The organism is Fontibacillus panacisegetis, from assembly GCF_900102215.1.
GTDB classification, from domain to species: Bacteria; Bacillota; Bacilli; order Paenibacillales; family Paenibacillaceae; genus Fontibacillus; species Fontibacillus panacisegetis.
Map to the genome: position 1 here is coordinate 1 of NZ_FNBG01000057.1, position 12,053 is coordinate 12,053.

8 protein-coding genes and 2 pseudogenes are annotated in these 12,053 nt (G+C 44.6%); 4 read left to right on the forward strand and 6 right to left on the reverse strand.

The features are described from left to right. Positions 1-94: 94 nt before the first annotated feature. A pseudogene (locus tag BLS49_RS23785) lies at positions 95-343 on the forward strand (YnfA family protein); the annotation flags it as partial. 85 nt (positions 344-428) lie between these two features. Here the strand turns inward: BLS49_RS23785 and BLS49_RS23790 are convergent. Both BLS49_RS23790 and BLS49_RS23795 read right to left on the reverse strand, forming a co-directional pair. Beyond that, on the reverse strand, positions 429-2,018 hold the full coding sequence (locus tag BLS49_RS23790) for a 2-hydroxyglutaryl-CoA dehydratase (protein ID WP_091236516.1): 1,590 nt from the start codon (positions 2,016-2,018) through the stop codon (positions 429-431). 89 nt (positions 2,019-2,107) lie between these two features. Further along, positions 2,108-5,551, reverse strand: coding sequence for a BadF/BadG/BcrA/BcrD ATPase family protein (locus BLS49_RS23795; protein WP_091236518.1), 3,444 nt, complete (start codon positions 5,549-5,551; stop codon positions 2,108-2,110). Positions 5,552-5,663: 112 nt separating this feature from the next. On the opposite strand from BLS49_RS23795, the gene cls reads away from it, so the two are divergent. Further along, complete coding sequence (gene cls / locus BLS49_RS23800; protein WP_091236520.1) at positions 5,664-7,076, forward strand: cardiolipin synthase; 1,413 nt, start codon at positions 5,664-5,666, stop codon at positions 7,074-7,076. A 100-nt stretch (positions 7,077-7,176) separates the two neighbouring features. After that, positions 7,177-7,770 (forward strand): class I SAM-dependent methyltransferase, encoded by a 594-nt coding sequence (locus tag BLS49_RS23805; RefSeq protein WP_091236522.1) that lies wholly within the window; start codon positions 7,177-7,179, stop codon positions 7,768-7,770. 60 nt (positions 7,771-7,830) lie between these two features. Here the strand turns inward: BLS49_RS23805 and BLS49_RS23810 are convergent, their stop codons facing one another. From BLS49_RS23810 to BLS49_RS23820, 3 genes are read right to left on the reverse strand one after another with little or no spacing between them, the layout of a single operon-like run. Then, positions 7,831-9,213, reverse strand: a complete 1,383-nt coding sequence (locus BLS49_RS23810) for a sugar phosphate nucleotidyltransferase (protein WP_091236525.1) — start codon at positions 9,211-9,213, stop codon at positions 7,831-7,833. A gap of 38 nt (positions 9,214-9,251) precedes the next feature. Continuing rightward, complete coding sequence (locus BLS49_RS23815) at positions 9,252-10,373, reverse strand: glycosyltransferase family 4 protein (protein ID WP_091236529.1); 1,122 nt, start codon at positions 10,371-10,373, stop codon at positions 9,252-9,254. Next, entirely contained in the window at positions 10,370-11,191 is an 822-nt protein-coding gene (locus BLS49_RS23820) for a DUF6492 family protein (protein ID WP_091236532.1), read from the reverse strand. Before BLS49_RS23820 ends, BLS49_RS23815 begins: the two co-directional genes overlap by 4 nt. A 165-nt stretch (positions 11,192-11,356) precedes the next feature. Here BLS49_RS23820 and BLS49_RS23825 point away from each other — a divergent pair, with 165 nt between their 5' ends. After that, positions 11,357-11,737: a YmaF family protein gene (locus BLS49_RS23825; RefSeq protein WP_091236534.1), complete on the forward strand. Its 381-nt coding sequence runs from the start codon at positions 11,357-11,359 to the stop codon at positions 11,735-11,737. A gap of 136 nt (positions 11,738-11,873) precedes the next feature. On the opposite strand, the pseudogene BLS49_RS25070 reads toward BLS49_RS23825, so the two are convergent. Beyond that, positions 11,874-12,053: pseudogene (locus BLS49_RS25070) on the reverse strand (IS110 family RNA-guided transposase); the annotation flags it as partial.

Here is a 12,053-nt window from a genome sequence, read left to right on the forward strand (position 1 = left end):
ATGGTCTTGTTGGTCAAACCCTCGTTCCCTCCACCCGCATAGCGGGTGGTTTTTTGTTTCGCACGCTTCGCGAGCTCAACTGGCTAAAGCCTAAAGAGAATCCAAACCTCTTTGGTTCGGTATCGCTGGCAGCCTCATCCTAATCATATACGGAATAATCCCTACGCTCCAGAACTTTCCGTCCTTTGGCCGTGTTTATGCTGCTTATGGCGGGGTGTTTATCATTCTCGCTGTTCTATGGGGATGGTTGGTTGATAAGAAGTTACCTGACACCTATGATTGGGTAGGTGCGGTCATTTGTCTTGTCGGTGTATCGATTATGTTATGGGCTCCCAGGCATTGATCACATTTTGTCACATCGAGAAGTTTAGGTCCATATACAAATAACAATAAGCGCCGAAAAGAAAAAATGTGTGACTGGCTGATCGTTAGCTTCGATTACCAGTCACACATCTCAGTGCATTCTGTTTAGGTAAACCATAGACAGCATTTGCGGCAGTACATGCCACAACATGGCGACTAGCACGCAGCGGATGGGTATTCGCTAATAATTTAGGGATACTTTCTACAGTATAACCTCTTTGCTTAAGAGCTTCGTCAAATTCTTTCTGCGCTGCTTGCTTTGCCTTGAATAACATCATCTGTACTCTGCTGTACACATTGATTGCTCCATCTCCTGTCGTTTCGATTGGAAGAAAGATACCATCAGGATATCTTTCGGTGATTAACGACTGAACACCGTCGGAAACACCAGATGACGGCATGCAACCAAAAGGCTTGACTGAAAGCGTCATATTGACTTTCTTTTTGACTATATTCAAAATCAATTTGCCCACTTCCATATGACCTTCTCCGCCACGGAGTTGATTATTGTAATGTTCACTTGCTACGTCGGCTATCTTAGCCATATCAGGTAAATGGTATCCATGCAAACCGATCATTTGAGCAAAGGTTTGAAAGATGAATCGAACGCCTTTGTCGGCAAGCGCAAGCAACCACAGCCTCCGAACAGGGTTTTTCCCTTTCAATCCTTGACGTCCGCAATCTGCTTCCCGCAAATTCATTCGCTTCCTCGTATCGTATTGTCCTGACCAAATCAGGAACAGGATCCAAGCCGTAACCGACTGCACTTCAACTTCGGCTCCTTCGTTTTCCAGAAACCTCTGTAATCGATAGTTCCCGTCCCCCTCTGTGGTCATAGCCCAAAACTCGCCGATAATGCTTACTTTAGGCTTTACCCGTGACTTGTCCACGCGAATGGCTCGCATTTCCTTTCGGCAGTTAAGGAGTGCAGGAAGAAGCGCTTTACGCCTGCTTAAAGCATCATACAGATATTCTTTACATCGCGTTAAGGCGGCGTCGGTAGAGCCTTCCTCAACTTCATAAGGACGGGTACGGTAACCGAGTTCATTAAGTATGTCACCCAGGATGACAGCCTTGAGAAAGCTGATAAAAAACGAAGAATCCAGCTTCAGGGCCGATTCACCACCTGTAGCTTGCTTCAGGCCGTCCGTCTGTTGAAACAAGAGCACACGAAAGCCGTCAAAACCCGCATCACGAAGCGCTTTCCGGTATTCCGTGACGTAAGTACCAAATCGGCATGGACCGCAGGAGCCGCTCGTGACAAACAGATAGCTGCCGATAATCTCTTCTTTCGACTTCCCCTCCACATCACGGAGATAGTGCAAGTACTTAATCAGATTCCCTACTGTAAAGTAGGTTGGATTACATTGTCCCCGATTACCAAATTCCTTGCCGTATCGCAGCGCTTCATTGTCCGGACAATCCATATTTTTCACCCGATAGCCAAGTCCTGACAATGCGCCCTCCACTAAATAATCCTGGACCATCGTCAGGCCGCCGAACAAAATGGTTGTAGTCGCTTTGTCTTTGGCTGCAAATCGGCGCGGCACAGGATCAAACCATTGGTGCTTAGACCCGGCATTCAAGAACGCCTTTTCCTGTACTTCTTGATACAAGCGGAGCTCGTCCTCAAAACCTTTTTTATCCATTACCATAATTTTTGGTTCGCTCCTTGTTCAATTTTTTTATGGAAGCCCCTGCAAATGAACAACCTTGTGCTTACCCTCTCTTTGCGGGAGTAGTGCTAAATTGTTTTTTTCAACAGTTCGGTACGTTTTTGTTCCAGAAGATACTGCAATTCCGCCTTTTTCGCAGCCAAATCCTGTAAGCGTTCTTCATGGAGACTTAGACTGTGGGCATACGTCTTCACTCGAATTTTAATCGAACCTCCGGGTTTGTTAGCATCGATATCATGCAGGGCCGAGTACGGAGTTCCCGCAGTAGAAATGATCGAGTCGATGAGCCCGTAAGTGGGTGCATCATGGCCGCATTTAAAGCTCGACAAGTCCAGCACAGCGATATTCGGATGGCGCGCAGCGAATTTAGCCGCCCACACCTTCTGAACGCTGTTGGAGCTGAAGTTTTCAGGCCAAACATCGGTCACTTCAAGCGCATATTCGACCCGGCCGCTGCGTAAATCCTCCTGGAAAAACCGTTGCAGCCAAGCTTCATCTTTAGGGATGGAGCGCATCGATAAAACGGGGTAACCCAGCACCTGAAATTCTTCCAGCACGCTGTGATTAAGACCCGGATCCGAGTGATAGGGGCGACCGAGCAGCAGAATGCCGATCCGGTTGTCTTCTTCCAGCGACTCCAGAATAGACCGTCCTTTTCCCTGCATTTCAGCATCAAACAGCTCCATCGCCTTCCACCCTTGACTGGCGGCAAAATCGCTTTCATCCTCCGTAATCGAAAGACATTCCGCAAAGGCCTCATACAACTGTTTCTTGAGCAGATTCGGCTCGGTGAACGTGACGGCCGGATCAAGATACTGAACCCCTTTATTCGTAAAAAAATCAACTTCTTTCGTAAAGGCAGCCTTTATGACATTCGGAGCACCTGCCACGATAGGACAGCTGGCCGAATCCATTACATTATGAAGCTGGCTCGGAATATGGGTGATACACGGAAAGAAAATAAAGTCGAGCGGTTGCTTATCATGATGCTTAAACAATAAGTTGTGAACATGCGCCTGGGCGACTTTGGATGGATAGCAGGGGTCAATCGATCCGTATTTACCGCCCTCCTGCCACATCTCTTCGCTCGTATTGTCACTGAACACGATATTCTTTTGCCCGATCCCCAACGTTTCAAAATAGGTCCGCCAAAATGGGGCGGTCGACCAAATGTTCAGCACCTTCGGAATACCGATGCGAATACTGCTGCGCCGCGCAGCAGCTTCGGTGGATGAACGTTCAAAACCGCGCTTGTACGGCGTTCGGCGTACACCGAGCCAGCTTCTCTTGAGCCGTACGTCCGTTACTTCTGTTTCAGGTTCAGGCAGCGGCTCAGGAGTGTAAAAATGTTGGAACATACGACGGGCTTCGTATTCGACCAGATTCGGATAATGCTTCTTTAACTCTTGCCGCTCTCTTGTCAACTTAACGACAGCTTCCTGATCCTCCACTGTTCCCTTCTCGCAGCTGAAGCCGGAAATGTAACGGGCCGTTTGACCGTCTGGTGTACTAGAATCGATAAAGGTTCTGCTGCAGTGATTCGGACAAAAATTGCAGCGTGTAGACTCGTCGTTCCGAGACACATAGTTTAGATGAATCGCTGCTTCCAGACCGAGAAACGTCGAATATCCGCGCCGCTTCACGACGCGCAGCGTCTCCATCGCCGCTCCAATCGCGCCCGCTTCGCCGGGATGTGGATGAACGTGTACTTCCGAATCCGGTACTCGCTGCTTAATATAATCGACTTGAGCCTTAACGGCCGCAAGATTATACTGCGTTCCTCCCTGCAGGACGAATTTCCGACCGAGCTCCGCCATACGCGGAATTTGAACGACATACTGCCACACATTTTTCGGCAAAACAAGAGCCAGTCCCGCCAAAAGCTCTTCTTTTGAATATCCCTCCTTCTGAAAATTAACTCGATCCGCATCGAGAAATACTGCGCAGCCATAAGAAAAATTTGGTGAAAGGCCTGCAGCAAACGCAGTATTCGCGTACTCCTGAACCGGAATGCCGAATTGGTCGGCCATCGCCTGCAGAAGCATTCCATTCCCTGCGGAGCATTGATTGGATAGCCTGAAGTTGCGGATATCCCCGTTTTTCAGAAAGAGCACTTTAATATCCTGACCACCGATATCGCAAATGACGTCGATATCACCAAACTGGTTCACTGCACTCATCATATGCGCGACCGTTTCAACAATGTTGACGTCGGCTTTTAATGTCTTCTCAAGCACATCCGCTGCATAGCCGGTTGCGCCAAAGCCGATGATTTCAAGCTCGGCTCCCTGTTCCTTTATTTTGTCGCGAATCCGTTTCAGCATCTCCTTAGTATCTTCAAGCGGATTCCCTTTAGAAAGCTGATACTCCTTCAATAAAATCTGTCCGTTTTCGTCAACGAGAACGGCTTTGGACGATGTCGAGCCCCCGTCCAGACCGACGACTGCCCGCACCTTTTGTCCCTGTTCGAATAAAGCCGGGGAAAACCGGGGAATGCTGTACGTTTGGCGGAATTGTTCCAGCTCCGTCTCCCCGGTTACCAGTGGAGGACCTGCTTTCTCTCCAAGTTTCGCTTTACGGCCATGTGCGATAAATTGCTTCAATCCTTCCAATCCCGTGTAACTGCCTACGCCTGCCGGTTCGTGTAGCTCGTACATCACGGCTCCGTAGGCGGCATAATATTGGGAATTGTCAGGGACAAAAATCAATTCGTCAAGCGGAATATCCTTTGGATAATCATATCCCCGATCCTGCCACGTTTGAGGGATACGTTTCCGCCAGCATTCCTGTAGGAACGGCAAATATGTATTGGGCCCTCCAAGCAGCAAAACATGATGCCGCAGCGTATTACCGCGGGTCAGCACAGATAGGTTCTGCATGACGATCGCGTCTGCAAGGGAACACATAATTTCATGGGAAGGGATACCGCTTTTAACCAAATTGACAATATCTGTTTCCGCAAACACGCCGCATTTCGCGGCTACATGATGCAATTTCGAATCATCGAAATGAAGCTTGCCTACATCTTCCATCGGAAGACCTACTTTAATCATACATTTGTCGATCGTAGCGCCAGTGCCCGATGCGCACTTGTCGTTCATCGACGTCATTGCTTGCTTGTTCCCTGTCTCTTCATTTACCTTTAAGATAATAATTTTGGCATCCTGTCCACCGAGTTCAATGACGCTGCCTACATCAGGATGAAGTTGTTCAACGGCCATCGTAACGGCGTTTACTTCTTGGACGAATTTAGCTCCAATATGCTCGGCAATCGGTCCGCTGCCTGAGCCTGTAATAAATACGCGAATGTCCTTCTGGTTCATTCCTGGGAACGCATTGCCGATTGCAACCAGAAGCTCCAGCACCTTCTCCGCCTGCTTCGTATGGTGACGCTGATAGTCAGACCACAAAATTTCCTTTGTTGCTGGATCAACAACGGTTGCTTTAACGGTCGTCGAGCCGACGTCAATGCCGATCATGATAGAATCTGACTTTTTTACGTCATTACCCATCCGCTTAAATCTCCTTTTCACAAAATATTCAAAAAATAGCATACGCATAATTTTCACGTTACATACAAAAACCATGACGGTACAAACACAATAGGAGGAGGAGAATTCATTTTTGTTTTGGATTATAATGGCCCTCTTACTGTTTATTCTCCAGATTGCTGCTATTATCGTTATCGAACATCACCGTCCAGACAAAGCGATTACATGGCTCACCATTTTGTTCATCTTCCCATTAATCGGATTTCTACCGTATTATTTCCTCGCGAAAAATTACTCCTGTCATCGTATTCATAATCATGACAACAATCTCGGGGAGTTCTGTAAGTCAGAGATCACCAATCGATGCACTAATCGAGTATCTGCGGACAATCTGCAGGATGTCATAGATAAGGACAGTAAGCTACATACTTTGCTCCAACAGATACCGGTCGCGCTCTTGACCGCTTACAATGAAACGACAGTTTATTCCGAAGGGAAGTCGGCTTTCGAAGCGATGCTGGAGTCCATAGCTGCAGCCAGACACCATATTCATATCGAGTTTTACATTCTCCGTGACGATAATCTGGGCACTCGATTTAAGCAGCTATTGGTCCGTAAAGCGTTGGAAGGGGTTCAAGTACGGATTTTGTATGACGGCATTGGCACCCGTCGATTGGGTAGCAATTTTTTAAAGCCATTAAAGGATGCTGGCGTAGAAATTGGGTGTTTCTTCCCTCCCCTTACAACTCTTTTCGAAAAACGACTTAACTATCGAAATCACCGTAAAATCGTCTTAGTTGACGGGACAACCGGTTTTTTTGGCGGCTTGAATATAGGTGATGAATATTTAGGGAGGAGTCGGAAATTTAAATATTGGCGGGATACTCATTTTCTTATAAAAGGGGATTCAGTTCTGTGGATTCAGTACGCTTTTTTGAACGATTGGTATATGGCAAGAGGTCAATCGCTAGCCCATTCTATCTACTTCCCGTTTCAAAACATGCCAGGAAATGAATTGGTTCAAATCGTGAACAGCGAACCGGGTGAAACGATGTTGGAACTAATGTTCTCCTTAATTGTTTCGGCAAAGAAACGGATTTATATTGAAACACCTTATTTCATTCCTGATTCGGGCATTCGATTAGCTATAAAAACGGCAGTTAAGAGTGGAGTCGATGTTCACATTATAATACCGGGAGCGCCGGATAAAAAATTTGTTTATCACGCAACATTGTCTTTCGTTCAGGAAATGCTGGAAGCTGGTGTTCGTTTTTTCTGTTACCAAAAAGGATTTCTCCATGCAAAAGTTGCCATTATCGATGACTTGGCTTGCTCTGGTAGCGCGAATATGGATATTAGAAGTTTTTGCAGCCAATTTGAGCTCAATGCGATATTTTTTGACGGGAAAGTTGTAAACCGATTGGTTCAAGATTTTAATATTGATCTTGGTGATAGTAAAGAAATATTGTTAACGGAATTTCAAAAACGGCCAAGGGTTCAAAAAATAAAAGAAATTTATGCCCGTTTGTTCGCGCCTTTGCTTTGACCTTAAAAACTAATCGGTTATTTTTCTATGTATATTGATTGGAGAGATGAGTTAAATTATTGCTATCGTTACATTAAATAAGGCGGTGACTTAATTTCAAATGCCTCTATCTCCACGGCTGTATCATTGGTTTGTTCGTCCGCAATGGGTTACAAGAAAATATATTCACGACCATATAAAGAGCAAGTTTCATTTAGAAAATAAGTTCATTCTTGATTTTGGTTCGGGTACTGGGGCCAACTGCTCCATTTGCCACTCAGATCAATATTTTGGAATAGAGCCAGACATGGAAAGGATTTATCTTGCCAAAAAACTATACCCGAACTATAACTTTAAAATATTTGATACACACCAGATCCCAATACAAAATTGCTCCATTGATTACATTTTTGTCATTGCAGTCCTTCACCACATAACCGACCAGCAAATAAAGGAATATTTACTTGAATTTAAAAGAATCTTGAAACCTGGTGGAAATATAATCGTCATGGAGCCATATCTTTGTGAACGGCGAAAATTTAATAATCGATTTATGAACTGGTACGATGATGGCAGGTATATCCGCAGTGAAAAGAGCTACCTGGATTTATTTCAAGCAGGACAGTATGAATGCGAGGTGATACAAAAATTTACGAAGTGCCTACTCTATAACGAAATTTTTTTCTCTGCCGTACCGATTACAAAACAGTATTAAAAAAGTATACCCTCAAGGGTATATTTCAAGGAGATTTTTTACTTAGCAAGCAAGCTATTATTAAAATGGATCGAAATCATCTGCTATGCTGCAGTATTTTAGCGTCTCTTCCCAAGTCATCGTTTGGCGTAAAATATCATCTTCCATCAGCACATTTCCGATTTGAACTTCAATAATTTCAAGCGGACTGATCGCTTTCACGGCATGTCTGGCGCCATAGGGTATTTGTAAGACATCCCCTGTCTGTATGTTAGTTATCACTCCCTCTAATATAAACACCCCAGTGCCGGATATGATCGTCCAGATTTCTTTTCTTTTCTGATGTGAATGGTAGCTTGTGTTTTTCCCCGCCAGAATTTCAACCTTTTGGGTTAGAGTTTCTATATCAGTTCTTGTTCTTGAGTGGTCTAATACACGAATGGTTCCCCATCTTTTTTCCTCAAACATAGGAATTTGGCTATCATGTAAAATACTCTTGATTTCGTTCGATCTGTCCTTGTCAGCAACAAGAATACCATCGGGGCTTGCTGCAACAATAATATTGGATACTCCGATCACATGAATTGGGTACGTAAGCTCATTAATCAAATGGGTATGACGAGAATCGTTAGAAATTTGTCCTTTCCCGATCACATGGCTTCCCAAATAATTCGATAACACTCTCCAGTCCCCCAGGTCCTTCCAGGTTTTCTCGTACGGAACTACAATGGAATGACGAGTCTTCTCAGCTACCTCTTCATCAAAGCTTGTCACTGGAAACAACTCATAACAGTCAAGCAGTTCTTCATACTGATTAGGCAAGCCGCTGTCTTGCAGGCGAGATAATATAAACGATAACGAAAAAGCAAAAGTGCCACAGTTCCAAAATGCATGATCGCTGATTAAGCTTGCTGCTAGTTCTTCATCGGGTTTTTCTACGAATTTAGATACGTCGTAATAGTCATTCTTTCCATTTTCTTGAGGGACGATGTAGCCGTATTGAGAGGATGGGCGGTTAGGTATGGTTCCGATCAATGCTAACTCCGAGCCGGACTGAGCTAAAATTTGGGGTAACCTACTCAGCACGTTATAAAACTCTGCATCGACAAATAAATCAGCAGGAATCACACATATTACTTCATCAGGATGGTCATGCACTTTCGAATAAAAATAACTTGCGGCCAAGCCAATAGAGATGAAGGTCCCTCTCTTATATGGTTCAGCCAGGATAGTAATCCCTTCGCCTACTTGATTCTGTATGATTTCCACCTGACTTCTGTTCGTTACGATAGTCGTATGCGAAAGCAATCCTGCTTGTTCCAGCTGTCTGCAAGCTCGCTGAATCATCGATTCTCTCTGACCCTCTTCGGTTGGCAGTAGCTTCAGGAATAGCTTGGAGCGAATCTCATTGGATAAGGGCCAGAGCCTTTTGCCAGATCCGCCGCTAAGTAAAATAATTCGCAAATCCACTCCTCCTTAAGCGGAAATGGGAGCAGAGCTCCTTACTTCTTAATCCTAATCACCTCTTCAATAACCCTCTTTAACGAGGAACCTGAACGATTCCAAGAATGGCCTAGCACATCACGACGACCACGCTGTCCTTTCATCAGACATAGCTCCGGATTTGCATAGGCCCTTCTCATCTGTCGTCTTAAGCTTCCTATGTCCGGCTCCGCCCATAGCTGACCCTTTTCCGAGAACAAGCTGCTAAATTTGCGTGATATGGAAGATTTACGATTCATGCTGGCAGCAGGAGGACGCAATTTATATTTAACAAGGAAAGAATTATGATCTGTGATAAAGTCCATATGTCCACCCCAGCCAGTTGTAATCACAGGAACACCGCTGGCAAGTGATTCTAATAACGGCAAACCAACACCTTCACCTCGCGTGGGAAGAACAAAGGCATGCCCCTTTGCATAAATACTTCTCAGAGACTTAGTAGCTAAATAACGGGTCGATATCTCGATTGGAGCTGTACTTTTGCTAATATTCAATCTCGCTTTATAGGCTTGTATTTGCCTGCGTATCCATTGTTCATTCTCGTTGGGCGAATACCCATTTGTTTTGATGATAAGTCGGACATTATCCGCAGAGGAAAACTCCTCCCAATAAGCCCTCAATAGAGCTTCAGGATTTTTGCGGTGCTGGAATCCGAATATTGAAATAAAGGTGAATTTATTATTTGAAGTTATAGAAGGCCTTCTCTTCTTGGTAGGTTTATAAATCTGCGAATGCACACCATGCGGAACAATATAAATGGGGACTTTAATACCGCTATTACGCATGGCTTGCTTATTCTGAAGAGAGGGTACACATACGGCATCCGCTTGATTGATCGGTCTAATCCACCTTAGCGGGATACGAGTCGTCTCCCAAACCGTGTTTATGATAATCGTCCCGAAACGTTGTCTTTCCTTCTTTATGTTAAGCATACTGGGGGAGTGATGATAAATTAGAACCTTTCGAGTGCTTGAGATATGGGTGTTTCGCCCTCCCTCTGCACTGACTGTAACGTTCACCCCTTGTGCTCTCAACGCCCTCACGTATTCCCTGCTGGCAATTCCAAGACCCGAGCGCCTGTTGACAGGCCCTTTCCAAACGACCTGATAGGAGGATGTCATCTGTTGCTCACTCCTGTTTTTCTAACATAGCCTTTCCGTTTATGGAAAGAAAGCGATCTGTATTTTTTTGCAAGTGTCGCCACTCTCTGTGTTGATATTTGCCCAGCATTCGCATGCAGACTTTTATTCCTCGCTTTTTTAAGAATGATGCCGCTTGGATTCATGGAGTACAAAAAATTACCGTAGGTTTCAAATTCAGAAAAAGCGAACTGCTTACTTTTATCCATACTGCTCATAATCGCGGAATACCAGCTTTTCTGATGCTTTGATTCGATCCTTCTTTTTAGTTGTGCCAGCTTCGACTTGTTGAACAGCATATAGTGGGTAACAAATGAAGAGCGTGAGGAAGGGTTTTTGCCCAGCAGCTTCCGGTAAGTCCTAAAGTATTCTGGCTGGCTCCAATTACGACAATAAAAAATCGTCTTGTCCCCTTCAGTAAAAACATGCGGAGTAATCAATACAGTATCAGCGTCAATCACCAGAAAGTAATCCGAGTTTCCTAGCGTGTCCCCGTTCATTTTCAGCAATTGCTGAAATAACCAGCCGGATCTCTCCCATTTCTTGGAACGGTAGTTGATATTTTTTTTAGTGATTGGAAGAACTTTGTTCTCATCAACAAATCGGCAATTTTTCCTTCTGCATAACTCGACGATCCTTTCCCGATTCGGAGCAACAATCATAATCTGACCAATGGGATGCCGCACTTGTTTTCTAATACCGTCTATAACATGAGGAAGAGTTTCCAGATCCTTCTCAATAGCAGGTATCAGTACATCTATCTGGGTCCTGCTTGATTCAGACTTTACCTTGACAGGCATACATTCATCTCCATTTACAAAAAGTGTTGCGATATGATATGCGTGTGCACAGCAAAAGCAACGGGCATCACCTATATAAATGAATACAAATAGGCACTTTACCCATAACGAAATACTGGCATTTACCATAATCTAAACTAACTTAGTTTGGTTAAGGAGATGCTTATGGAAATTCCAATTACAGGTTTTGTCCATTGTTCAGATGATTCTGACGGTCAACATTCGCATAAACTGTATATCACCTCATGGAACGGAAGACCTGTTCATGTTCATTCATTTTCAGGAGTTACTTCCTTTGATGTTGGCCACGCACATAAATACGCTGGAGTTACTGAACCTGCACCAACCGGTGTGCCGCATGTTCACGTATATCACACCGAAACCACCTTTAACGATGGTCATATCCATCTAATCAGAGGAACTACAGGGAATGCCATTCCACTTCCCGGCGGCGGCCATTTTCATTATTTTCAAGGCGTCACCTCGATTAACGGGGCAATCCCTCATGCTCATTCATATCAAGGAAAAACAGGCAACGAGGATTAAGCGTACAATAGTGAGCAAAAAACCAGCTAATACTTTGTCAATAGACAGTTTTGTAGGAAAGAGATTTTTGATATACTGATTTTAAAGCATAGCAAATAAGCCTCCACTTACTGGAAGTTTATGGGATAAGCAGTTTCTAAGAAGCGAAAGGTTGCCCTTTTTTGAGCATGGCGTAGACGTGATGTAATACCTTGTTGGCGCAAGCGATTACGGCTACTTTATGGGGCTTACCTTCGCTTTTTTTCTTGTCATAATATTCTCTTAGGCGCGGGTTTAATCCCTTTCTTAATCCGCATATTACCGCTAGATATGCGGC

Coding starts and splice junctions, on each gene's coding strand:
- BLS49_RS23790 (WP_091236516.1), bottom strand. CDS start 2,018: ATGGTAATGGATAAAAAAGGTTTTGAGGACGAGCTCCGCTTGTATCAA.
- BLS49_RS23795 (WP_091236518.1), bottom strand. CDS start 5,551: ATGGGTAATGACGTAAAAAAGTCAGATTCTATCATGATCGGCATTGAC.
- BLS49_RS23805 (WP_091236522.1), top strand. CDS start 7,177: ATGCCTCTATCTCCACGGCTGTATCATTGGTTTGTTCGTCCGCAATGG.
- BLS49_RS23815 (WP_091236529.1), bottom strand. CDS start 10,373: ATGACATCCTCCTATCAGGTCGTTTGGAAAGGGCCTGTCAACAGGCGC.
- BLS49_RS23820 (WP_091236532.1), bottom strand. CDS start 11,191: ATGCCTGTCAAGGTAAAGTCTGAATCAAGCAGGACCCAGATAGATGTA.
- BLS49_RS23825 (WP_091236534.1), top strand. CDS start 11,357: ATGGAAATTCCAATTACAGGTTTTGTCCATTGTTCAGATGATTCTGAC.